This window comes from Vibrio sp. Vb0349 (genome assembly GCF_033338975.1).
This window is the reverse complement of sequence record NZ_JAWOTS010000006.1, coordinates 261100-284409: the sequence shown is the minus strand read 5'-3', so window position 1 is coordinate 284409 and position 23310 is coordinate 261100. Positions and strand designations below refer to the sequence as shown.

Annotated in this window: 22 protein-coding genes; 12 read left to right on the top strand and 10 right to left on the bottom strand. The window is 44.8% G+C overall.

Features of this window, described 5'->3' with window-relative positions; all coding sequences use genetic code 11:
• Positions 1-23: 23 nt before the first annotated feature.
• The 3 genes from gshA to luxS all read left to right on the top strand — a co-directional run bounded on the left by gshA (position 24) and on the right by luxS (position 2824).
• The gene (gshA, locus tag R7Q47_RS10405; protein WP_054574812.1) at positions 24-1592 is read left to right on the top strand and encodes a glutamate--cysteine ligase; all 1569 of its coding nucleotides are present in this window, start codon (positions 24-26) and stop codon (positions 1590-1592) included.
• 23 nt (positions 1593-1615) lie between these two features.
• Positions 1616-2221 (top strand): hypothetical protein, encoded by a 606-nt coding sequence (locus tag R7Q47_RS10400; protein ID WP_171343190.1) that lies wholly within the window; start codon positions 1616-1618, stop codon positions 2219-2221.
• 84 nt (positions 2222-2305) lie between these two features.
• Positions 2306-2824 carry an S-ribosylhomocysteine lyase gene (gene luxS / locus R7Q47_RS10395; protein ID WP_017820391.1) on the top strand — a complete coding sequence of 173 codons (519 nt, stop codon included), beginning with the start codon at positions 2306-2308 and terminating at the stop codon, positions 2822-2824.
• Between the two features lie 68 nt (positions 2825-2892).
• Here the strand turns inward: luxS and R7Q47_RS10390 are convergent, their stop codons facing one another.
• Together R7Q47_RS10390 and R7Q47_RS10385 are read right to left on the bottom strand one after the other, a co-directional pair.
• On the bottom strand, positions 2893-4173 hold the full coding sequence (locus R7Q47_RS10390; RefSeq protein WP_005379948.1) for an HlyC/CorC family transporter: 1281 nt from the start codon (positions 4171-4173) through the stop codon (positions 2893-2895).
• A 124-nt stretch (positions 4174-4297) separates the two neighbouring features.
• Positions 4298-5092, bottom strand: a complete 795-nt coding sequence (locus tag R7Q47_RS10385; RefSeq protein WP_005379950.1) for an inner membrane protein YpjD — start codon at positions 5090-5092, stop codon at positions 4298-4300.
• A gap of 224 nt (positions 5093-5316) precedes the next feature.
• Between R7Q47_RS10385 and ffh the strand changes: the two genes are divergently transcribed.
• The 5 genes from ffh to rplS all read left to right on the top strand — a co-directional run bounded on the left by ffh (position 5317) and on the right by rplS (position 8919).
• Positions 5317-6699, top strand: a complete 1383-nt coding sequence (gene ffh / locus R7Q47_RS10380) for a signal recognition particle protein (RefSeq protein ID WP_005385423.1) — start codon at positions 5317-5319, stop codon at positions 6697-6699.
• Positions 6700-6908: 209 nt separating this feature from the next.
• Positions 6909-7157: a 30S ribosomal protein S16 gene (gene rpsP / locus R7Q47_RS10375; RefSeq protein ID WP_005379962.1), complete on the top strand. Its 249-nt coding sequence runs from the start codon at positions 6909-6911 to the stop codon at positions 7155-7157.
• A 29-nt stretch (positions 7158-7186) separates the two neighbouring features.
• Positions 7187-7735, top strand: a complete 549-nt coding sequence (gene rimM / locus R7Q47_RS10370) for a ribosome maturation factor RimM (protein WP_005379964.1) — start codon at positions 7187-7189, stop codon at positions 7733-7735.
• Between the two features lie 27 nt (positions 7736-7762).
• Complete coding sequence (gene trmD, locus R7Q47_RS10365) at positions 7763-8524, top strand: tRNA (guanosine(37)-N1)-methyltransferase TrmD (RefSeq protein ID WP_005379965.1); 762 nt, start codon at positions 7763-7765, stop codon at positions 8522-8524.
• Between the two features lie 41 nt (positions 8525-8565).
• The gene (rplS, locus tag R7Q47_RS10360) at positions 8566-8919 is read left to right on the top strand and encodes a 50S ribosomal protein L19 (protein ID WP_005379971.1); all 354 of its coding nucleotides are present in this window, start codon (positions 8566-8568) and stop codon (positions 8917-8919) included.
• Between the two features lie 654 nt (positions 8920-9573).
• On the opposite strand, the gene yacG is transcribed toward rplS, so the two are convergent.
• The 8 genes from yacG to nadC all read right to left on the bottom strand — a co-directional run bounded on the left by yacG (position 9574) and on the right by nadC (position 16789).
• On the bottom strand, positions 9574-9768 hold the full coding sequence (yacG, locus tag R7Q47_RS10355) for a DNA gyrase inhibitor YacG (protein WP_017635922.1): 195 nt from the start codon (positions 9766-9768) through the stop codon (positions 9574-9576).
• Positions 9769-9926: 158 nt separating this feature from the next.
• Positions 9927-10667, bottom strand: a complete 741-nt coding sequence (gene zapD, locus R7Q47_RS10350; RefSeq protein ID WP_005373086.1) for a cell division protein ZapD — start codon at positions 10665-10667, stop codon at positions 9927-9929.
• A gap of 27 nt (positions 10668-10694) precedes the next feature.
• A complete protein-coding gene (gene coaE / locus R7Q47_RS10345) occupies positions 10695-11309 on the bottom strand; it encodes a dephospho-CoA kinase (protein WP_017635920.1) in 615 nt (204 codons plus the stop codon).
• Positions 11310-12179 (bottom strand): prepilin peptidase, encoded by an 870-nt coding sequence (locus R7Q47_RS10340; protein WP_017635919.1) that lies wholly within the window; start codon positions 12177-12179, stop codon positions 11310-11312. It abuts the gene before it with no gap.
• A 64-nt stretch (positions 12180-12243) separates the two neighbouring features.
• On the bottom strand, positions 12244-13467 hold the full coding sequence (locus tag R7Q47_RS10335) for a type II secretion system F family protein (protein WP_213886707.1): 1224 nt from the start codon (positions 13465-13467) through the stop codon (positions 12244-12246).
• A 23-nt stretch (positions 13468-13490) separates the two neighbouring features.
• Positions 13491-15176: a type IV-A pilus assembly ATPase PilB gene (gene pilB / locus R7Q47_RS10330; protein WP_248486980.1), complete on the bottom strand. Its 1686-nt coding sequence runs from the start codon at positions 15174-15176 to the stop codon at positions 13491-13493.
• An 11-nt stretch (positions 15177-15187) separates the two neighbouring features.
• Positions 15188-15646: a prepilin-type N-terminal cleavage/methylation domain-containing protein gene (locus R7Q47_RS10325; protein ID WP_154205051.1), complete on the bottom strand. Its 459-nt coding sequence runs from the start codon at positions 15644-15646 to the stop codon at positions 15188-15190.
• A gap of 255 nt (positions 15647-15901) precedes the next feature.
• A complete protein-coding gene (nadC, locus tag R7Q47_RS10320) occupies positions 15902-16789 on the bottom strand; it encodes a carboxylating nicotinate-nucleotide diphosphorylase (protein ID WP_005379983.1) in 888 nt (295 codons plus the stop codon).
• 92 nt (positions 16790-16881) lie between these two features.
• Between nadC and ampD the strand changes: the two genes are divergently transcribed.
• The 4 genes from ampD (at position 16882) to aceF (ending at position 23230) form a co-directional block, all read left to right on the top strand.
• Positions 16882-17433, top strand: a complete 552-nt coding sequence (gene ampD / locus R7Q47_RS10315) for a 1,6-anhydro-N-acetylmuramyl-L-alanine amidase AmpD (RefSeq protein ID WP_042521337.1) — start codon at positions 16882-16884, stop codon at positions 17431-17433.
• A gap of 405 nt (positions 17434-17838) precedes the next feature.
• The gene (gene pdhR / locus R7Q47_RS10310) at positions 17839-18606 is read left to right on the top strand and encodes a pyruvate dehydrogenase complex transcriptional repressor PdhR (protein WP_005379989.1); all 768 of its coding nucleotides are present in this window, start codon (positions 17839-17841) and stop codon (positions 18604-18606) included.
• A gap of 48 nt (positions 18607-18654) precedes the next feature.
• On the top strand, positions 18655-21318 hold the full coding sequence (gene aceE, locus R7Q47_RS10305; RefSeq protein WP_005386612.1) for a pyruvate dehydrogenase (acetyl-transferring), homodimeric type: 2664 nt from the start codon (positions 18655-18657) through the stop codon (positions 21316-21318).
• 19 nt (positions 21319-21337) lie between these two features.
• Positions 21338-23230, top strand: coding sequence for a pyruvate dehydrogenase complex dihydrolipoyllysine-residue acetyltransferase (aceF, locus tag R7Q47_RS10300; protein ID WP_005396678.1), 1893 nt, complete (start codon positions 21338-21340; stop codon positions 23228-23230).
• Positions 23231-23310 lie beyond the last annotated feature (80 nt).

Sequence of the window (23310 nt, the reverse complement as noted above, 5' to 3'; positions counted from 1 at the left end):
TCCCAATATAAGCGAACCTCATTTTGACTGATTTTGCTGCGCGACTAAAAAAAGTTGCATCAAACCCCGAAGTATTTAAGCAGTTTGGACGCGGTGTTGAGCGAGAAACTTTGCGCTATCGTCAGGATGGACATCTAGCTACAACTCCTCATCCTGAAGGGTTAGGCTCTGCGTTCACAAATCAATGGATCACAACGGATTTTTCGGAATCATTGTTAGAGTTCATTACGCCTGTGTCACATGAAATTCCAGAACTGATGGCACAGCTGAAAGATATCCATCATTTCACTCAAACCAAAATGGGTGAAGAGAAAATGTGGCCACTATCAATGCCTTGCTACGTAGGCTCAGAGGATGATATTCAGTTAGCCCAGTATGGCTCTTCGAATGCAGCGAAAATGAAAACGCTGTACCGAGAAGGCCTAAAGCGTCGCTATGGCAGCCTGATGCAAATTATTTCAGGTGTCCATTTTAACTTCTCGTTTCCTGAAACATTTTGGGATGCGCTCTATGGCGAGCAAGATGAACAAGCCCGCCAAGATGCTAAGTCTGATGCGTACTTTGCGTTGATCCGTAATTACTACCGCTTTGGCTGGATGATTCCCTACTTCTTTGGTGCATCACCAGCGTTATGTGGCTCTTTTATTCAAGGTCGTGAAACCGATCTGCCATTCGAGAAGATTGGCGGGACATTATATTTGCCGAAGTCGACGTCTTTGCGTTTGAGCGATCTTGGCTATACCAATAGTGCTCAAAGTGTGCTGAAAATTGGTTTTAACAGCATTGACCAATACCTCGATGGTTTGAGTGATGCGATTCGCCACCCATCAGAAGAGTTTGCGAAAATTGGGGTAAAAGTGGATGGTGAATACCGCCAGCTTAATTCCAATATCTTACAAATTGAGAATGAACTGTACGCTCCGATTCGTCCAAAACGTGTATCGAAAAGTGGTGAGAAGCCTTCAGATGCGTTACGACGCGGTGGTGTCGAATACATTGAAGTTCGTTCTCTAGATGTTAACCCATTCAGCGCAGTGGGCTTAAATGAAGAGCAAGTACGATTCTTGGATCTCTTCCTTACCTGGGCGGCCTTGTCAGACTCAGATCCTATGGATAACTGTGAATTAGAGTGTTGGCGCGATAACTGGAATAAAGTCATTGTTTCTGGCCGAGAAAAAGGTCTAATGCTGCAAATTGGTTGTCAAGGTGAACGTCTATCTCTACAAGATTGGGCACACCGAGTTTTCGTCGAGTTACGTCAAATAGCACAGCAAATGGATATGACCGCTGGTGGCAGTGCATACCAAGATGTGTGTAATCAACTCGAGACATGGATTGATAACCCAGAACTAACGATCTCTGGTCAACTATTAGAGCTAACGAAAGATCTAGGTGGGCTAGGTAAAGTCGGCTGCACTCTTGGTATGAAGTACCGTGATGAAAACCTAGCGCACGGTTATCAGTACTACTCACAAGATACGATGGAAACGGAAGTAGCGTCGTCCGTGGAAAAACAAAAGCAAGCAGAGCAGAGTGACACGCTTTCTTTTGATGATTTTTTGGAAGATTACTTTGCTTACCTGAAGCAGTAATGACTAACTAAGGATTGGTGGGGTTGAACATTAAGTCGTTAGTAGTAGCGGTACTTGGAAGCGTGTTACTTGCAGGTTGTGCTACGGCACCGCCAAAGCAGCAGAATAACTTATGCGAGATATTCCGAGAGAAATCCGGTTGGTACGATGATGCCAAAGATATGGAAGATGAATGGGGTACCCCTATTCATGTCGCTATGGCCATCATTAAACAAGAAAGCAGCTTTCGGCACGATGCAAAACCACCTAAAGATTATTTGCTAGGGTTTATTCCTTGGGGACGAGTCAGCAGTGCGTATGGTTATGCTCAAGCTCAAGACCCTGCTTGGGAAGACTTCCAAGATGCGACAGGTCAGGGGGGCTCTCGTACCAACTTCGATGATTCTATGATGTTTGTCGGTTGGTACACTCATGAAACACGGCGTCAGCTAGGGATTTCATTATGGGATCCCTATAACCAGTATCTGGCTTATCATGAAGGGCGAGGTGGATATAAGCGAGGCACTTATAATCGAAAACCTAGTTTAATCAAAGTCGCTCGACGTGTTGAACAAACAGCGAAAACTTATGGCTGGCAGCTGAAGCAATGTCGTCAGGAATTAGAAGACAACAGCAGCTGGTTCTTTTAGCCCACAGTCTGTTCATGTGCTGTAGGGATGAATGACATTTATCCATTACCGAAAGGTACTGGAGTTACAATCAGGAGAGATGTAATGCCTTTACTCGATAGTTTTACCGTGGACCACACTCGTATGAATGCACCGGCAGTGCGAGTGGCGAAAACCATGCAGACCCCAAAAGGGGATACGATTACTGTTTTCGACTTACGCTTTACTGCGCCAAACAAAGACATTCTTTCTGAAAAAGGTATTCACACCCTAGAGCACCTTTATGCAGGCTTTATGCGTAATCACCTAAACGGTGATTCTGTTGAGATCATCGATATTTCGCCTATGGGTTGCCGCACAGGTTTTTACATGAGTCTGATTGGCACACCATCAGAGCAGCAAGTCGCAGATGCTTGGATTGCAGCAATGGAAGACGTGCTGAAGGTAGAAAGTCAGAATAAGATCCCTGAACTTAACGAATACCAATGCGGCACGGCAGCAATGCACTCTTTAAAAGAAGCACAACAGATCGCAAAGAACATTTTGGATGCTGGTGTTTCGGTGAACAAAAATGATGAACTTGCTTTGCCTGAGTCGATGTTAAAAGAGTTGCGCATCGACTAGGTGCTCATTAAGAAGCATATTGCCCCAATAAGTAAAAAAGCCTGACATGAGTCAGGCTTTTCTTTTGGTTATTTGGATGTCGATTTTTTCTTCTTCGGATAAACACGAACGAGCTTGATTCGGTTCTCTTCAATCTCAACAAGTTCCATTGGGTGACCCGCTACTCTCACGCTTAAATGGCTCTCTGGAATATCTTCCAGGTGCTCCAAAATAAGGCCGTTTAACGTTCTTGGGCCATCCGTTGGTAAATCCCATTTCAGGCCTTTGTTAATATCTCGAATATTGGTGCTGCCTTCAATAAGAAAGCTTCCGTCACCTTGAGGACTGATTTCATCAGAGAGGCTTGGAGAAATTGACGTCGTGAACTCACCAATGATCTCTTCCAGAATATCTTCAAGAGTGATTAGACCGATGATATCACCGTACTCATCCACGATCAGACCGATACGTTGCTTGTTGCGTTGGAATTTCAACATTTGCACGTTCAGTGGTGTGCCTTCTGGGATGTAATAGACCTCATCAGCAGCACGTAATAGCGTTTCTTTGTTGAATTCGTTCTTTTCCAACATCAGACGATAAGCTTCACGCAAGCGCAGCATGCCAACCACTTCATCAATTTGGTCACGATAGAAAACTATGCGCCCATGTGGTGAGTGGGTTAGCTGGCGAACAATGGATTTCCAGTCGTCGTTAATATCAATACCGGTAATTTCATTGCGTGGGACCATAATGTCGTTCACGGTGACGTGCTCAAGATCTAAAATAGACACTAGCATGTCTTGGTGTCGGCGAGGGATCAAACCGCCAGCTTCATTTACCACCGTACGCAGCTCATCGGAGCTAAGATGATCTTCTGCTGAGTGATCCGCTCTTACACCAAGTAAGCGGATAAAGCCATTCGTAATAAAGTTAACAAGCATCACTAAAGGCGACAGTAACTTCATCAGTATGGTCAATAATATACTGCTCGCGTAGGACACACGTTCAGGGTAAAGCGCTGCAATTGTTTTAGGGGTAACCTCGGCAAAAACCAATACAACCATAGTTAGTGCACCGGTTGCGATAGCGACACCTAAATCACCATACAAACGCATACCAATAATGGTCGCGATCGCGGACGCGAGAATATTAACGAGGTTGTTGCCGATAAGAATAAGACCAATCAAACGATCTGGACGGTCTAATAGTCTTTCGACTCGCTTAGCACCCTTATGCCCGTTTTTGGCTAAGTGTTTTAAGCGATAACGATTCAGAGACATCATCCCTGTTTCTGAACCGGAAAAGTAACCTGATATGACGATAAGACACGCGAGTAGCGCAAACAAGATACCCGTAGAGATGTCGTCCAAAACGTTGCTGTTCCTTGTAAGTATTGGGTTATATAACGGTTGAGTAAGTCCGTTAAGTCAAAGAGTTAAGGCGTACTGTATTTTATCTAGCCTAAAATATAAAGGATAGGAGCCCTAGAGCTCCTTAATTCAAGATGATTTCTTTTACAAAGCGACTGCCAAAATATGCCAGAGTTAACAGTGTTGCTCCTGCAACAGCGAACCATGTGACTTTTCTACCACGCCAGCCTTTTTGATAGTGACCCCAAAGCAGTATTGAGTACACCACCCAAGCGATGAAAGAAAGAATGCCCTTATGTGCCTTACCTTGGGCAAACATATCCTGCACAAAGACAAAGCCAGTAATGAGCGTGGCAGTTAACAATAAGTTACCGATCAAAATAATTTTGAAGAGTTGACGCTCCACCATTAATAGAGGCGGCAGGTTTGGGTTAATCGCCAAAGATTTTTTTGCTTTCAGTTTGTGATCCAGCCAAGCCAACTGAAGCGCATAGAGTGCCCCGATAGTTAAAGTCGCGTATGAGAAGAGCGCAAATGAAATATGAATGAGTAGCTTAGGGTCATTCTCTAGGTGCTTTATAAACGTGCTTGGCAAAAATGTGGCAGCAGATAAATTGATGGCAGCAAAGCTATAAACGACAGGCAATAAAAACCACAGTCGGTTTTTCAACATAGCAAGGCTCATGACCAGAGAAATAATAAAACTGATCAAAGAAGCCACGTTGAGAATACTCAGGTTTTGACCTGAACCATCAAAGATCAGATCACTCAAAATCCACGCATGAAAAACAAGCGCACAGGCAGCACTAGCAAACACTGTTTTTGCTTTGATTCCTGACTGTTGTGAGAGTCCGGGTATGATGGTCGCAATCGCCAAGACATAAAGTATGGCGGCCGCGATGGCTATTAAGCTATCCATGAATCCTAAATATTATTGTGCACGATGGAGAAATTATACCTTGCATTACACTTTGGGGCTACGTTATATCCGACATCAATCGTGAGAGATGAGATATTGAAATTAATAAGTTACCGCACCATATATAAATAGAGACAAGAATAGGACAGCGGTACGGGTATGACTCAGACCTTGGCTAATGTATACTCACACTAATTAATCGCCATTTTAGCGAAGAGACAAAGATGTTTGAGAATTTAACGGATCGATTATCCAAAACGCTGAAAAATATCAGTGGTAAAGGTCGTCTGACCGAAGACAACATTAAAGAAACCCTACGTGAAGTCCGAATGGCTCTACTTGAAGCTGACGTTGCGCTTCCGGTCGTTCGTGAATTTGTGAACCGCGTTAAAGAAAAAGCGGTGGGCGTAGAAGTTTCTAAATCTCTGACTCCAGGTCAGGAATTTATCAAGATCGTTCAAACAGAACTTGAAGCCGTAATGGGTGAGTCGAATGAGGCGCTAAACCTTGCTGCTCAACCACCTGCTGTGCTTCTTATGGCTGGTCTACAAGGTGCGGGTAAAACCACATCGGTAGGTAAGTTATCTAAGCTTCTAAAAGAACGTGACAAGAAGAAAGTCTTGGTTGTGTCTGCCGACGTTTACCGTCCTGCGGCAATCAAGCAGCTTGAAACACTGGCATCAGACATCGGTGTTGACTTCTTCCCATCATCACCAGACCAAAAGCCTATTGATATCGCCAATGCAGCGATTGACCATGCGAAGAAAAAGTTCTACGACGTACTTATTGTCGATACCGCAGGTCGTTTGGCAATTGATGAAGAGATGATGGGGGAGATCAAAGATCTTCACGCAGCTATCAACCCAGTAGAAACGCTATTTGTTGTTGACGCCATGACGGGTCAAGACGCAGCAAATACAGCAAAAGCCTTTGGCGATGCGCTACCTCTTACCGGTGTAGTTCTAACTAAGGTTGATGGTGATGCTCGTGGTGGTGCGGCACTTTCAGTACGCCATGTCACGGGCAAACCAATCAAATTCTTGGGTGTCGGTGAAAAAACTGACGCGCTAGAACCGTTCCACCCAGATCGTGTTGCTTCACGTATTCTTGGCATGGGTGACGTTCTGTCTTTGATTGAAGACCTACAACGCAACGTTGACCAAGAAAAGGCAGAAAAGTTAGCGAAGAAGTTCAAAGAGAAGAAAGGCTTCGACCTTGAAGATTTCCGTGAACAGCTAGGCCAGATGCAAAACATGGGCGGCATGATGGGGATGATGGATAAGCTTCCAGGAATGTCCCAGCTACCAGACAATGTGAAAGATAAAGTCGATGACAAGATGTTCAAACAGATGGAAGCGATCATCAGCTCCATGACAATGAAAGAACGTCAACGCCCAGAAATTATCAAGGGCTCGCGCAAGAAGCGTATCGCAGCTGGTTCTGGTGTGCAGGTTCAAGATGTAAACCGCTTACTAAAACAGTTCACCCAAATGCAGAAAATGATGAAAAAGATGCAAAAAGGTGGCATGAAAGGCATGATGCGCAACATGCAAGGCATGATGGGCGGCATGGGTGGTGGCGGTGGCTTCAACCCATTTGGTCGTTAATTAATCGATTACGCATAGATTCAGGGTGTTAGGTACGTCACAAACTTTAAATTCAATTTATGTTGGTGAAAAAGTAACTAAACTCCTTGCATTGCTCCGGGAGAAGAGTAAAATTCCGGAGCTTTATTTTGGCACGAGACCCCAAACTGTTTAATTTCTTGAATGGTTTTTGGGGTTAATTTTATTTTTGAGAAAGCAAAGAGGACGACATGGTAACCATTCGTTTGGCACGTCACGGCGCTAAAAAGCGTCCATTTTATCAAATCGTAGTAGCGGACAGCCGCAACGCTGCAACTGGCCGTTTCATCGAGAAAGTTGGTTTCTTCAACCCAACTGCTAAAGGTCAAGAAGAAGGTCTACGTCTAGACCTAGACCGCGTTAACCACTGGGTTGGTCAAGGCGCGTCAGTATCTGACCGTGTTGCTAAGCTAGTTAAAGACGCTCAAAAAGCGGCTTAATTTTTTACTTGAAAAGTAGAAACTAGTTTATGTCGATGAAAGGTAAAGAAACAATGAGCAACGAAAAGATTGTTGTAGGCAAGTTTGGTGCTACTTACGGCATTCGTGGTTGGCTTAAAGTTTTTTCCTACACAGACAATGCTGAAAGCATTTTCGATTACAGCCCTTGGTACATTAACCAAAAGGGCAAGTGGGTTGAGTACAAAGTAGAAAGCTGGAAGCGCCATAACAAAGGTATGGTGGCTAAGCTGGAAGGCATGGATGTTCGTGAAGACGCGCATCTAATGACGAACTTTGAAATTGCTATTGACCCTGCGGTACTTCCTGAATTGTCAGAAGATGAGTTCTACTGGCGCGAATTGTTTGGGATGCAAGTTGTAACTACTAAAGGTTACGATCTAGGTGTCGTTACTGACATGCTAGAAACTGGCTCAAACGATGTTCTGGTTGTTAAAGCAAATCTTAAAGATGCTTTCGGGCAGAAGGAACGATTAATCCCGTTCCTTGAAGAGCAAGTGATCATTAATGTTGATCGCGAAGCTCAACGGATCGAAGTTGACTGGGATCCTGGATTCTAATCTCCAAAATTACAGAGCTAGATAAACATGTGGGTTGGCGTTATTAGCCTTTTTCCAGAAATGTTCCGTTCTGTTACTGATTTTGGAGTAACAGGTCAAGCGGTTAAAAAAGGTCTTTTGTCGATTGAGACTTGGAATCCTAGAGATTTCACTCACGACAAACATCGCACAGTCGATGACCGACCTTACGGTGGTGGCCCTGGTATGTTAATGATGGTTCAGCCTTTGCGCGATGCCATTCATACCGCGAAAGCAGCCTCACCGGGCAAGACGAAAGTCATCTACCTTTCTCCTCAAGGTCGCAAGCTCGACCAGAAAGGGGTCGAAGAACTGGCAACGAATGAGAACTTGCTTCTGATTTGTGGTCGTTATGAAGGGGTAGATGAGCGCATCATTCAATCTGAAGTCGACGAAGAATGGTCGATTGGTGATTTTGTGATGACGGGTGGTGAGATACCAGCCATGACGTTAATCGACTCTGTCTCTCGGTTTGTTCCGGGTGTACTAGGGGATTTCGCGTCAGCAGAAGAAGACTCTTTTGCAAATGGCTTGTTAGATTGCCCTCACTATACGCGTCCAGAAGTATTGGATGACAAAGAGGTACCAGCGGTACTGATGTCAGGCAATCACAAGGACATTCGTCAATGGCGACTCAAGCAGTCGTTGGGCCGTACTTGGCTAAGAAGACCAGAGCTCCTGGAAAACCTAGCTCTGACTGACGAACAGGAACAATTACTTGCTGAGTTTATTAATGAGCATAAAGCCATTAAAGAACATAACGCAAAGTAACCTAATTTATTTAGTATCAGTTTATTCTAGGAATTTAAAAAATGAGTAACATCATCAAAGCTCTTGAAGAAGAGCAAATGAAATCAGACCTACCTAAATTTGCACCAGGTGACACTGTAGTAGTTCAAGTTAAGGTAAAAGAAGGTGACCGTGAGCGTCTACAGGCTTTCGAAGGCGTTGTAATCGCAATCCGTAACCGTGGTCTACACTCTGCTTTCACTGTACGTAAGATCTCTAACGGTGAAGGTGTTGAGCGTACGTTCCAAACACACTCTCCAATCGTTGATAGCATCGAAGTTAAACGCCGTGGTGCAGTACGTCGTGCCAAGTTGTACTACCTACGTGAGCGTTCTGGTAAGTCTGCTCGTATCAAAGAGAAACTTGCTAAGAAGTAATGCTATAACTAGCGTTCTCATCTTAAACGGAGTCCTTTTAGGGCTCCGTTTTTTTATTTGTGTAATTAGCTTGCTCGTTTCTTTTCACCCGACCTGCACTGTCGATGCTCATGCACTGACGTACACTCCACGCCTCTGCCTTGCTGTGAATAGATTCCTGATGTCGCTATGGCTCCTCGGAATGACGGGAAATGATGATCAAATATTACTGGGTACTGTGGTTAAAATTCGTCATTCTGGATAGCGACGAAGGAGCGTGATTCAGAATCTACTAGTTGAGAATGTAAGTGTTTAAGTTGTTAGCTTCATCCTTGCTATGAGTAGATTCCTGATACCGCTATGGCTCCTCGGAGTGACAGGAAATGATGGTCAAAGATTATAGAGTACCGTGGTTAAAATTCGTCATTCTGGACAGCGACGAAGGAGCGTGATTCAGAATCTACTAGTCGAGCATGCAAGTGTTTAAGTTGTTAGCTTCATCCTTACTGTGAGTAGATTCCTGATGTCGCTATGGCTCCTCGGAATGACGGAAAATGATGGTCAAAGATTATATAGCACCGAGGTTCAAATTCGTCATTCTGGACAGCGACGACGGAGCGTGATTCAGGTTCCCCAAGAAGGAACCTAGGGTATTCCTTTACCCTAGGTCTCAATTTAATACTGGTCTTCAGACCAGCCATCACTATCGGACATATCGGGTGCGCCTGGGATGGTGTTTTCTTCATCTGCCCATTCACCAAAATCAATCATTTGGCATTGTTTACTGCAGAAAGGGCGATGAGGACTTTGTTCTCCCCATTCTACGTCGGCGCCACATTGTGGACATTGAACGATGGTAACTTTAGACATAGTTGAGCGTCCCATTACTAATTGGTGTTAAAGGGTAGTATACCTAAACGAATTAAAGATGGCTTAATCAACGCGCTATTGCTGCTACGAAATTTTATCCAATATAAGCGCAATAAAGCGTTGAATTTTAGATTATGGAGGCGAGGCTAAGTGTCGTCTTAGCTGCACACAGCAAGTTCAAATTCAATATCTTGTGTGCACGCTTGACCGTTTTCAAACGACATAAACTTGATCGCAAAGCGATTTTTATGACCTGAAATCATAGGATAAACGCCATATTCCATTGGGATGTGAAGTCTTAGAATGTTGGCTTCATCAGCGTCGCTTTGGAAGAAACCTGCACGACCGATTTGAGCTTTGAAATGTCCGGTTTCTCTAGTGAGCTTTAACCATAACGAAAGCGCATCAGATAAGGGCTTTAAGCTTGCTTGCCACTGTTGTGCATCACGCTTTTTACGTTCAATAGGTAGATGAAGCCAGTAGTGTAATGCTGGCAGATCAAAACAGCATGAACCACCCGGTAGATTAAAGCGTTGACGGATAGAGCTTAGGAAGCGATCTTCTTTTAATGCTTGGCCAAAACGTTCAGCACCCATTAGTTGGCTATGAACGACATCTATCTCTTGTAGTAGGGTATTTAATGCGTCTTGATCGACGCCATCAACATTGAGCCAATGGCGGTACGACAGCCGCTGCTTCTCAAGATCTTTAGCCAGTTCACTTTTCAGTTGGATTTGTTCGAAGATCTCAACCATATCGAATAACGCACGGAAAAACAGTTGATACTGATGATTTTCGCTAAACCCAGAGGCCAAGTGAGCCTGACGCAGCAGAGACTCCACTCTTAGATAAATACGAGTTTTCTCATTTAACGGATGTTCAAATTTGTGCGTGGTCATCGACATAAGCCTTTGTGAGTTTCGTTCCTATTTTCGCAGATTTTTCTTACACATGGCTAGGTACTTTTCGTGCAAATCTGTGATTTGAAGCAAAAGATCAGGGTCACTTGGATTATTCTTAACCACATCGTCTGCAAGCGCGAGCCTTTGCTCTCTTGATGCTTGAGAGGCAAGGATGGCGCGAACTTGATCTTCACTCACATTGTCTCGTTTCATCGTGCGAGATATCTGTGTATTCGGTTCTACATCGACGACAAGAACGCGATCACACAAACTATCTAGCTTGTTTTCTACGAGCAACGGCACCACAAGTAACGCATACTCTGAAGTGACTTGCTGCAAATCTTCGATCATCTTTTCACGAATTATCGGGTGCAACAGTGCGTTGAGCCATGCTTTTTCATCTGAATTCGAAAAGATTTTTTCTCTCAGCTTTGCGCGATCTAAAGTTTGGTCTTCACGAACGATATCGTGACCAAAATGTTCAATAATCGCGTTTAGGCCGGGAGTACCTGGCTCGACAACTTCTCTTGCTACAATGTCGGCATCGACGATATCGATTTTAAATTGTTGTTTGAACAGATTCGCGACGGTTGTTTTTCCACTAGCGATACCACCTGTTAAACCAATAACCAAAGCCATTTACACTCCTAGAACTGAAGTAAAGTACCAGTTTAAAATCTGGTCGCCCCAAATTAAGCTTATCCAACCAGCAATTGCTAAGTAAGGACCGAAAGGGAAAGCTTTTTCAATTCCCTGCTTTTGCAAGCGTAGTTGAATGATGCCAAATACGATGCCAACCACAGAAGAAAGTAGAATGATCATCGGCAGTGACTGCCAACCTAGCCAAGCTCCTAGTGCCGCTAGTAGTTTAAAATCACCATACCCCATTCCTTCTTTACCGGTAAGTAACTTAAAGCCCCAGTAAACGGACCAGAGACATAGGTAACCAGCAATAGCACCAATGACAGAATCTTGTAGAGTAACAGGACTTATTTCGACTAATGCTAAGGCAATGCCAGCCCAAGTTAATGGTAATGTTAATTGGTCAGGTAACAACATAGTATCGAGATCGATAAATGTTGCGGCGATTAAGATAAAAGTAAAAAAGAGTAGGGCAACGGTAAAGTAACTAAAACCAAAGTAATAAGCTATAAAGCCTGAACAGAACGCGGTGAGCAGTTCAATCAGTGGATAGCGTGCACTAATGGTTGCCTGACAGTTGTGACATTTGCCTTTTAAAAGCAGCCAGCTAATCACAGGAATGTTGTCGCGAATACGTATCGGTGTTGCGCATTTCTGGCAGGAGGAGCGTGGGACGCTCAAGGTCAGCACTTCTTTAGGAGGTTCTATTTTGTATTCAGGAAATGACTCGGCACATTCGCGTCGCCATTCTAGTTCCATGATTTTAGGTAGTCGATAAATAACCACATTGAGGAAGCTACCCACGATAAGACCGAAGATGGTGGCAAACACAACGAATAGCCAAGGGTAGTACTGGAATACTTCCATATTTGTCTCTTGAGCGATGAGTGAAATCAGCAAGATGCTGTTTTAAAGGCGTTAACAGCTCATTCTAGCCCAATACACTCATTAAGTTAAAGATTGGCAAGTACATTGCTGTCACTAATCCGCCAACAACGATACCTAAAAAAACGATAATTAATGGCTCTAGAATTTTACTAAGGTTGTCGACGGTGTTGTCGACTTCAAACTCGTAGATCGTTGCAACTTTATTGAGCATGTCGTCAAGTCGACCAGACTCTTCACCGATCATAACCATTTGTAACACCAATTCAGGGAACACATTACAGTTGCGCATGGCTACATACATTGGCATACCTGCGGCGGTATCACGGTAAACTTCTTCTATGGCGAGTTGATAGTGTAAGTTTCCTGAGGTTTTTGATGTGGTTTTTAAACTGGTTAGAATTGGAATACCCGCTGTAAAGCTTGTGGCGAGTGTTCGACTAAATTTGGCGATAGCGGCTTTTGATAATACAGGGCCCAGGACAGGAAATTTAAGCACAGAGCGGTTGAGCATTAAGCGAAAAGAATCTAAACGCTTAGAGAGGATTCTCGCCGAAATGAATAAACTCATGGAGCCTAGTGCGATAAACGGACTCCAGTTTTGTGTCCAGGCGGAAAGATCTAATACTTGCCTGGTAAACCACGGTAAGTCAGCACCAAAACCAACAAACATTTTTTCAAACTCGGGAATGACTTTGGTGAGCATGATAAACGACACGCCTAACGCTACTAGCACTACCATGGCTGGGTAGATCAGTGCTTTGATCACTTTCGCACGGAGTTGTTCATTTTTTTCTCGGTAGGTGGCTAAGCGCTCGAACACTTCTGCTAAGTTACCGGATTGCTCACCTGTGGCGATAAGATCGGTATAGAGTGGGTCAAAGTGTTCACTTGCAGTGCGCATGGCTTTTGACATGGGCGTCCCTGCTTCAACGGCGCGTGTCACGCTCATCAAAATGGATTTCATCTCTGCTTTTTTGTGATTCTCTGATACCAATTTTAAAGCCTGAACCAAGGGCACACCGGTTATCAACATCGTCGAAATCTGACGGGTAAACACCGTGATGTCTCTGCCTTTCACGCGATGGCTGAGTTTAGTGAGAAACGAAATACTGCTTTTCTTTAACTTCTTGATCTTGATGTGCTGTGCGTCTAGACGCTCGCGTACTTCAATTTCTGTCATCGCGAGGGTTTGCCCAGATGTCTTTTTGCCTGAACTGTTGATGCCTTTCCAGCGGAAGTTTTTAAGTTGTGGTGTAGTGCTTTTCATAGAGGTGACTGCTGATTAAAGGATTAAAAATAAAGTACGCGCTGTAGTTCACTAAAACTTGTGATCCCTTGTTTGAGTTTTTCTATGCCCGACATTTGTAACGTGCTCATACCATTTGCGATGGCGAGTTTTTCTAGTTCATGTACTGAGGCGCCTTTAATAAGCGCTTCGGAAAGAAATTCATCAAAGCGCATCACTTCATAAATCCCCGTTCGGCCGGAATAACCATGGGTACACTCATTACATCCATCGGGATTGGCTTTAAAAATGTTGTCGCCTGCTTGAATTCCAAGATGTTGTAGCTGAACGGTAAGCTCTTGTGATTGTTTACAGTGCGAGCACAGTTTACGGGCCAAGCGCTGGGCAATAATCAAATTAAGAGATGAGGCCAAGTTAAAGCTTTCTACGCCCATGTTTGATAAACGAATAACCGTTTCAGCCGCAGAATTGGTATGTAAGGTTGAAAGTACTAAGTGACCGGTTTGCGATGCTTTTATAGCGATTTCGGCGGTGTCTAAGTCACGAATCTCACCGACCATTACCACATCCGGGTCTTGACGTAAGAAAGAGCGCAGGGCTTCGGCAAAACCAAAACCAATCTTAGGCTGAACTTGAACTTGGTTAATGCCCGATAAGTTAATTTCTACTGGGTCTTCTGCCGTGGAAATGTTGATTTCTGGCTTATTGAGGATACTCAGCCCAGTGTACAGAGAAACGGTTTTTCCGCTCCCGGTTGGGCCTGTCATCAGAATCATGCCTTGTGGGCGACGCAGCGCATCCAAGTACAATTGTTTTTGTTGTTCGCTATAACCAAGCTTGTCGATATCCAATGACGCAGAGCTGCTGTCGAGCAGTCGTAGTACAATTTTCTCTCCGAATAGAGTCGGTAGCGTGGATACACGCATATCAATTGCGGTGTCTTGATTCAACTTGAGCTTAATACGCCCATCTTGTGGTAAACGTCGCTCTGCAATATCAAGCTTAGAGAGGATTTTGATACGAGCGGATAAGCGGCGACTCAAGTGGCTTGGTGGCTGCTGTGTTTCAATTAAGATGCCATCACAGCGCAGGCGCACGCGGTACATCTTTTCATAAGGCTCAAAGTGGATATCGGATGCGCCTTTGCACACAGCGTCCAGCAGAATTTGGTTTATGTAACGGCTGACGGGCGACTCGTCTTGGCTCAAGTCTTCAATGTTGTCGATTTCATCTGCGCCCACATCAACCAGGTTGGCTAATTCTTCTTGGTTGATCTCTTTTAGCCCAGACTTTTCCTGCCCAAGTGCGCGGCCATACAAGCGTCGAATCGCAGCGCTGAGTTGACGAAAATTCGCCAAGACCAGTTCAACCTGTAACCCAGTGGCAAAGCGGAAATCATCTTCAGCTTGTTGATTCGTGGGGTCGGCAACCGCTAATAATAAAGTTGAAGGCGTACGGTGGAGTGGGAGTGCGTTATGCCGTGTGATTAATTCCCTAAGACCAAGTTGCTGACAAAGCGAAGCGTAATCGTACTGAGATAACTCGGGTTGATTTAAACTAAAGAGAGAACTTAAGTGATCAGCGAGTTCGCTTGATGTCAATAATTCAGAACTGAGTAAAGCTTCCGGCATCGAAATGCCAGAAGCTTTGACTTGCTCAAGCAACGATTCTTCTTGGGAAAAGGTCAGTATTCCTGCTTGGCGAAGAACGGTTGAGAGGTTTCTAGACATAATACCTAGACTTAAGGTGTTCCAACATTTCGTTCACAGCCCTTTAAATCATCAGCTAGCATAGTTACCGGTATATCATGCTCACACTTCCACCCTGCACCTGTTCTTGTATACGTAACAACTTGCCCGTTCAAAGTAGCTTCAGCACCGTAAGTAAACGTCGTTGTGCCCTCAGTTTGTATATCACCATCCTTAACAAACGCCAGCGTACCCATCGCACTCATATCTGTAGCGGCACCAAAATCAGCCGCTTGGGCGTCCTCAGGAAATGAGCCTTCTTCTTGAATATACATATCAATATTGGTGAGAAGAGCTCTCGGAATACTCACCCCTGCGTTAGCTTCTGTTTTTATTACATAGCTCTTATATGCAGGTACTGCCAAAGCGCTTAGAATTCCAATAATCCCAACCACAATCATTAATTCAATCAGGGTGAAACCCTGTTGTTTTTTTTGTTTACTGTTTTTCATTTTTAACCCTTAATTAATAATGCTCTTGCATTAGCGAAAGATTATGGAGAGTTAAGGCGAGTTGAAAATGGGGAAGAGATGGGCTCTCGAGTGAGATAAAACTCTTTGGTGAAAAGTTGCATATAGCATGCAGAGTTTTGCGAGTAGTACTATTTTTTGAGTGGATAAAAAGAAAGGGCCAATTGGCCCTTTTAAATGATGAGTTACTCACAACTCACTGAGTTAGTTGAAGTAATTGAGATTGTGTTGCTTTTATTATTTGAAGCGCATCGAAAGATCCATCGCTTTTAAATGCTTAGTCAACGCGCCTACCGAAATGTAATCGACACCGGTTTCTGCGTATTCTGCGATAGTCTCTAGTGTAATGTTGCCGGAGTTCTCTAAAGCGGCACGACCTGCGTTAATCGCTACGGCTTCACGCATCATTTCTTTTGTGAAGTTATCGAGCATGATGATGTCGGCACCAGCCTCTATCGCTTGTTTCAACTCTTCTAAGCTTTCCGTTTCTACTTCTACCGGTTTGCCTGGGTTAAGCTCTTTCGCTTTTTGGATGGCTTGAGTGATGCCACCACAAGCAATAATGTGGTTTTCTTTAATGAGGTAAGCGTCGAACACGCCGATGCGATGGTTAAAGCCACCACCACACGTCACGGCGTATTTTAGTGCGCTACGCAGACCAGGAATGGTTTTGCGTGTGTCTAGTAGACGACACTCAGTATGCGCGATTTTTTCAGCGTACTCTGCGGTAACTGTTGCGCAGCCAGACAACGTTTGGATGAAATTCATTGCGTTACGCTCACCAGTCAACAAGTCACGAGCAGGGCCTGTCAGCGTGCAAAGGGTTTGGTTAGGCTCGACTTTATCGCCGTCCTTTACGTGCCATTCAATGCTGACCTTGCCACCGAGCTGTTTAAAAACTTCATCAGCCCATGCTTGACCACAGAACACACCATGCTCACGAGTAATAATCGTTGCGGTATTGACCGCATCGGCAGGGATCAAAGATGCAGTAATGTCATTATCTGCGTCGACACTGCCACCTAGATCTTCTTTTAAGGTATCAGCGACAGAGCGAGTGATCTCTAAAGGGAGTTGTTGTTTAAGGTATTCTAGGCGTTCTTGAATGTTGTGTGTGTTCTTCATCGCAAATCTTGTCTTGAAAGGGAGATGGCAACGAATGATACTCTCCGGTGTCAATAATTTCAGCAGTTAATTTGCAAAGTAGAGAGGTTGATATGCGCCCAATTATCGAGAATGGCTGGCTGACACAAGCAAAGCATGTTCCGTCACCATTTTTTGATGCCCGCTCTGATATAAACGACATCTCTCTGCTGGTGGTACACAATATCAGTTTGCCTCCTGGGCAGTTTGGTGGACCATATATAGAGGACTTCTTCACTGGCAAGCTAGACCCAAATGAACATCCATTTTTTGAAGTCATTCACAAAATGGGCGTTTCTGCACATTGCTTGATTAAAAGAAACGGCGAGGTTGTTCAATTTGTTTCTTTTCTTGATAGAGCATGGCATGCCGGTCAATCCAGTTTCGCAGGCAGGGAGCGTTGTAATGACTATTCCATTGGTATCGAGCTTGAAGGGACAGAATTTACTGCCTACACAGAAGCGCAATATCAATCACTTGCAGAGATCACTGAGGTGATTATGCAGTCTTATCCTCAAATCACCCCGCCACGAATTACCGGTCATCAATATATTGCGCCCTTGAGAAAAAGCGATCCTGGTCTAAGCTTTGATTGGGTGAAATATAGACTGCTTATACAGCGTTGATTTGTAGCGAAAGTGTAAATTCAAAAAAGCGAAATAAATAAGGCATACGATCAGGTATGCCTTTTTTTGATACCAGAAATATTAATGATTGTTAAAAGTTAACTACATTTTTACGCTCGCATATGCCGTTTTGGTGAATAAATAGACTGATAATTTTGTCATTTTCTGTATTTCTTTTCCAAAACTGCTAGCACGTCGACTTCCCATTTGTATGCTTTATGTAATTGGTCATACCAATTCTATTGCTGTTTTAACAGTCGATTGTTATCAGAGTGTTGGAAGTAAGCTCGTTCTATGATTTAGGTCAATTTTCGGCTGGACAGTGGCGTTTTAATTATGTTAATTTCTGCACCAACTTAAAATTGGTATTACCAATTACCTGCAAGAGTAGAAGAACAATAAATTATGGCTTATCAAAGGATTCGTCAGCCAAAACTCTCTGATGTTATAGAACAAGAGTTAGAAAGGTTGATAGTGGAAGGAACATTGTCTCCGGGGCAACAACTGCCTCCAGAGCGTGAACTGGCAAAACAGTTCGATGTGTCTCGTCCTTCAGTCCGAGAAGCCATTCAACGCTTGGAAGCGAAGCGTTTGTTGACTCGTCGCCAAGGTGGCGGAACATTCGTAAGTGAGAATATCTGGAAGAGCTTTTCAGATCCCTTGTTGAATTTGTTGTCTAGTCATTCTGAAACCCAGCTTGATGTGCTTGAGTCTCGTCATGCGATGGAAGGAATTTCAGCCTACTTTGCAGCTTTACGTGGTACCGAAGAAGATTTTGCGCGTATTCAAGGTTGCCTTGAGCGCATTAGCCAAGAGCAAGCAAACAACGATATCGAAGCTGAATCTGCGGAAGTAATGCAATTTTTGATCGCTTTGACAGAAGCCGCGCACAACGTGGTTTTGTTGCACATTGTTCGAAGCTTAGCACCTTTGCTTGAGCAAAATATTCTACAAAATTTTAAATTACTACGTCGCCGCCCAGAAGCGGTCGAGAAAGTCAGTAAACACCGAGCCAATATCGTGGATGCGATTGTTTCTGGTCAGCCTGAAAAGGCGCGAGAAATGTCCCACTCGCACTTGGCTTACATCGAAGAAACATTGTTGGATTTGACTCGAGAAGAGTCTCGACGAGAGCGTTCTCTACGTCGAATTCAGCAGGGTAATGACTCGTAAGAGCGTTACTTAAATAAGTAGATCCAACCAACAGAAGGATAGATCGCCATGTCTGATATGAAGCATGACGTAGATGCACTGGAAACTCAAGAATGGCTACAAGCGCTTGAGTCAGTTGTACGTGAAGAAGGTCTAGAGCGTGCTCAATTCCTATTAGAGCAAGTTCTAGATAAAGCACGTCTAGACGGTGTTGATATGCCAACAGGTATCACAACTAACTACATCAACACGATTCCTGCAGACCAAGAACCAGCATACCCAGGTGACACAACACTTGAGCGTCGTATTCGCTCAATTATTCGTTGGAACGCTATCATGATCGTTCTACGTGCATCTAAGAAAGACCTAGAGCTAGGCGGCCACATGGCGTCTTTCCAGTCTTCTGCTGCGTTCTACGAGACATGTTTCAACCACTTCTTCCGTGCGCCAAACGAGAAGGACGGTGGCGACCTAGTTTACTACCAAGGTCACATTTCACCAGGTATCTACTCACGTGCATTCGTTGAAGGTCGTCTAACTGAAGAGCAGCTAGACAACTTCCGTCAAGAAGTAGACGGCAAAGGTATTCCTTCATACCCGCACCCTAAACTGATGCCTGAATTCTGGCAATTCCCGACAGTATCGATGGGCCTAGGTCCAATCGCTTCTATCTACCAAGCTCGTTTCCTTAAGTACCTAGAAGGCCGTGGTCTAAAAGACACTTCAGAGCAGCGCGTTTACGCGTTCCTAGGTGACGGTGAGATGGATGAGCCAGAATCACGTGGTGCTATCTCTTTCGCTGCGCGTGAGAAACTAGACAACCTATGCTTCCTAATCAACTGTAACCTACAGCGTCTAGATGGCCCTGTAATGGGTAACGGTAAGATCATTCAAGAACTTGAAGGTCTGTTCAAAGGTGCTGGTTGGAACGTAGTGAAAGTAATCTGGGGTAACAACTGGGATTCACTACTAGCTAAAGATACGACTGGTAAGCTTCTACAGCTTATGAATGAAACGATCGACGGCGACTACCAAACATTCAAATCAAAAGATGGCGCGTACGTACGTGAGCACTTCTTTGGTAAGTACCCAGAGACAGCTGCACTTGTTGCTGACATGACTGATGACGAAATCTTCGCACTTAAGCGTGGTGGTCACGAGTCTTCTAAGCTATACGCGGCATACAAAAACGCGGCAGAAACTAAAGGTCGTCCAACAGTAATCCTAGCTAAGACTGTTAAAGGTTACGGCATGGGTGAAGCGGCTGAAGGTAAGAACATCGCGCACCAAGTTAAGAAGATGGACATGACTCACGTACTACACCTACGTGATCGTCTAGGTCTTCAAGACATCCTAACTGACGAAGCAGTGAAAGAACTTCCGTACCTGAAACTTGAAGAAGGTTCAAAAGAGTACGAATACCTACACGCTCGTCGTAAAGCGCTACACGGCTACACGCCACAGCGTCTACCAAAATTCACTCAAGAATTCATCGTTCCTGAGCTAGAAGAATTCAAGCCACTACTAGAAGAACAGAAGCGTGATATCTCTTCTACTATGGCATTCGTACGTGCACTAAACGTTCTACTTAAGAACAAGAACATTGGTAAGAACATCGTTCCTATCATTGCTGACGAAGCACGTACATTCGGTATGGAAGGTCTGTTCCGTCAAATCGGTATCTACAACCCGCACGGCCAAACATACACACCAGAAGACCGTGGCGTTGTTTCTTACTACAAAGAAGCGACTTCAGGTCAGGTTCTACAAGAAGGTATCAACGAGCTAGGTGCTATGTCTTCATGGGTTGCTGCTGCGACTTCATACTCGACAAACGACCTACCAATGATCCCGTTCTACATCTACTACTCAATGTTCGGCTTCCAACGTGTTGGCGACATGGCGTGGATGGCTGGTGACCAACAAGCACGTGGTTTCCTACTAGGTGCAACTGCGGGTCGTACAACGTTGAACGGTGAAGGTCTACAGCACGAAGACGGCCACTCGCACATTTTGGCGGGTACGGTTCCTAACTGTATTTCTTACGACCCAACATTCGCGTACGAAGTAGCAGTAATCATGCAAGACGGTATCCGTCGCATGTACGGTCCAGAACAAGAAAACGTGTTCTACTACCTAACGCTAATGAACGAAAACTACGCAATGCCAGCAATGCCAGAAGGCGCTGAAGAAGGCATCCGTAAAGGTATCTACAAGCTAGAAACTTACACGGGCGACAAAGCGAAAGTTCAGCTAATGAGCTCTGGTACTATCATGAATGAAGTACGTAAAGCAGCTCAAATCCTAAGCGAAGATTACGGTGTTGCTTCTGATGTTTACTCGGTAACGTCATTCAACGAACTAACTCGCGATGGCCAAGATGCAGAGCGTTTCAACATGCTTCACCCAGAAGCGGAAGCGAAAGTACCTTACATCCAAACAGTAATGGGTACTGAACCTGCTATCGCAGCAACTGACTACATGAAGAACTACGCAGAGCAGGTTCGTGCATACATTCCTGCTGAGTCTTTCAAAGTTCTTGGTACTGATGGCTTCGGTCGTTCAGACAGCCGTGAAAACCTACGTCGTCACTTCGAAGTGAACGCAGGTTACGTAGTAGTAGCAGCGCTAACTGAACTAGCGAAACGTGGCGAAGTTGAGAAATCTGTAGTTGCAGAAGCAATTAAGAAATTCGACATCGACACAGAGAAAACAAACCCGCTATACGCTTAATTAAGAAGGTAGATAAGAAATGGCAATCGAAATTAATGTACCAGACATCGGTGCGGATGAGGTTGAAGTTACTGAGATTCTTGTAAGCGTTGGCGACAAGGTTGAAGAAGAGCAGTCTCTGATCACAGTTGAAGGCGATAAAGCTTCTATGGAAGTTCCTGCTTCTCAAGCGGGTATCGTTAAAGAAATCAAAGTTGCAGAAGGCGACAAGGTTTCTACTGGTTCTCTAATCATGATTTTCGAAGCCGAGGGTGCAGCTGACGCTGCACCTGCTCCTGCGGCAGAAGCAGCTCCAGCAGCAGCTCCAGCTCCAGCAGCAGCGGCAGAACTAAAAGAAGTTCACGTACCAGACATCGGTGGTGATGAAGTAGAAGTTACCGAAATCATGGTTGCCGTTGGCGACAGCATCGAAGAAGAGCAATCTCTTCTAACTGTTGAAGGCGACAAAGCTTCTATGGAAGTTCCAGCGCCATTCGCAGGTACTCTAAAAGAGATCAAAGTTGCAGCAGGCGATAAAGTATCGACTGGCTCACTTATCATGGTATTCGAAACCGCAGGTTCAGGCGCTCCAGCTGCACCAGCGGCAGCTGAAGCTCCTGCGGCAGCAGCTCCAGCAGCGTCTGCGGCAAAAGAAGTGAACGTACCAGATATCGGCGGCGACGAAGTTGAAGTTACTGAGATCATGGTTGCGGTTGGCGACACAGTGGAAGAAGAGCAATCTCTAATCACTGTTGAAGGTGACAAAGCTTCTATGGAAGTTCCTGCACCATTCGCTGGCACAGTTAAAGAAATCAAGATTGCAGCTGGCGACAAAGTGTCTACTGGCTCACTAATCATGGTATTCGAAGTGGCGGGCGCAGCACCTGCTCCTGCAGCAGCTCCAGCTCAAGCGGCAGCACCTGCAGCTCCAGCTCCTAAAGCAGAAGCTCCAGCGGCAGCAGCTCCAGCAGCGACTGGCGATTTCAAAGAAAACGATGAGTACGCTCACGCGTCTCCAGTTGTTCGTCGTCTAGCGCGTGAATTTGGCGTTAATCTTTCTAAGGTTAAAGGTTCTGGTCGTAAGAGCCGTATCCTAAAAGAAGACGTTCAAGCTTACGTGAAAGATGCACTTAAGCGTCTTGAGTCTGGCGCAGGTGCAGCAGCATCTGGCAAAGGCGACGGCGCGGCTCTTGGTCTACTACCATGGCCAAAAGTGGACTTCAGCAAGTTTGGTGAGACAGAAGTTCAACCGCTATCTCGCATTAAGAAGATCTCTGGCGCAAACCTACACCGTAACTGGGTAATGATCCCGCACGTTACACAGTGGGATAACGCAGACATCACGGCTCTTGAAGCATTCCGTAAAGAGCAAAACGCGATTGAAGCGAAGAAAGACACTGGAATGAAGATCACACCACTTGTGTTCATCATGAAAGCGGTAGCTAAAGCGCTTGAAGCGTTCCCAGCGTTCAACTCTTCTCTATCAGAAGACGGTGAGAGCCTAATCCTGAAGAAATACGTGAATGTTGGTATCGCGGTAGATACACCAAACGGTCTAGTTGTTCCTGTATTTAAAGACGTGAACAAGAAAGGCATCTACGAGCTATCTGAAGAGCTAATGGCGGTTTCTAAGAAAGCACGTGCAGGTAAGCTAACTGCGGCTGACATGCAAGGTGGCTGTTTCACTATCTCTAGCCTAGGCGGTATCGGCGGTACGGCGTTTACTCCAATCGTAAACGCACCAGAAGTTGGTATCCTAGGTGTGTCTAAGTCAGAAATGAAACCGGTATGGAACGGTAAAGAGTTCGAACCGCGTCTACAACTTCCACTGTCTCTATCATACGACCACCGTGTGATCGATGGTGCTGAAGGTGCGCGCTTCATCACTTACCTAAACTCATGTCTATCTGACATTCGTCGTCTAGTTCTGTAATAGAAATTAGATGAATGAGAGGCGGCAACTTAGCCGCCTCTGCTAATCATAATTACCGACAATTTGGTTATCAGCCTTGC

Coding starts and splice junctions, on each gene's coding strand:
- R7Q47_RS10340 (WP_017635919.1), bottom strand. CDS start 12,179: ATGGAAGTATTCCAGTACTACCCTTGGCTATTCGTTGTGTTTGCCACC.
- rpsP (WP_005379962.1), top strand. CDS start 6,909: ATGGTAACCATTCGTTTGGCACGTCACGGCGCTAAAAAGCGTCCATTT.
- rimM (WP_005379964.1), top strand. CDS start 7,187: ATGTCGATGAAAGGTAAAGAAACAATGAGCAACGAAAAGATTGTTGTA.
- yacG (WP_017635922.1), bottom strand. CDS start 9,768: ATGTCTAAAGTTACCATCGTTCAATGTCCACAATGTGGCGCCGACGTA.
- aceF (WP_005396678.1), top strand. CDS start 21,338: ATGGCAATCGAAATTAATGTACCAGACATCGGTGCGGATGAGGTTGAA.
- ffh (WP_005385423.1), top strand. CDS start 5,317: ATGTTTGAGAATTTAACGGATCGATTATCCAAAACGCTGAAAAATATC.
- ampD (WP_042521337.1), top strand. CDS start 16,882: ATGCGCCCAATTATCGAGAATGGCTGGCTGACACAAGCAAAGCATGTT.
- pdhR (WP_005379989.1), top strand. CDS start 17,839: ATGGCTTATCAAAGGATTCGTCAGCCAAAACTCTCTGATGTTATAGAA.
- zapD (WP_005373086.1), bottom strand. CDS start 10,667: ATGACCACGCACAAATTTGAACATCCGTTAAATGAGAAAACTCGTATT.
- aceE (WP_005386612.1), top strand. CDS start 18,655: ATGTCTGATATGAAGCATGACGTAGATGCACTGGAAACTCAAGAATGG.
- nadC (WP_005379983.1), bottom strand. CDS start 16,789: ATGAAGAACACACACAACATTCAAGAACGCCTAGAATACCTTAAACAA.
- luxS (WP_017820391.1), top strand. CDS start 2,306: ATGCCTTTACTCGATAGTTTTACCGTGGACCACACTCGTATGAATGCA.
- trmD (WP_005379965.1), top strand. CDS start 7,763: ATGTGGGTTGGCGTTATTAGCCTTTTTCCAGAAATGTTCCGTTCTGTT.
- pilB (WP_248486980.1), bottom strand. CDS start 15,176: ATGTCTAGAAACCTCTCAACCGTTCTTCGCCAAGCAGGAATACTGACC.
- rplS (WP_005379971.1), top strand. CDS start 8,566: ATGAGTAACATCATCAAAGCTCTTGAAGAAGAGCAAATGAAATCAGAC.
- R7Q47_RS10325 (WP_154205051.1), bottom strand. CDS start 15,646: ATGAAAAACAGTAAACAAAAAAAACAACAGGGTTTCACCCTGATTGAA.
- coaE (WP_017635920.1), bottom strand. CDS start 11,309: ATGGCTTTGGTTATTGGTTTAACAGGTGGTATCGCTAGTGGAAAAACA.
- R7Q47_RS10385 (WP_005379950.1), bottom strand. CDS start 5,092: ATGGATAGCTTAATAGCCATCGCGGCCGCCATACTTTATGTCTTGGCG.
- R7Q47_RS10335 (WP_213886707.1), bottom strand. CDS start 13,467: ATGAAAAGCACTACACCACAACTTAAAAACTTCCGCTGGAAAGGCATC.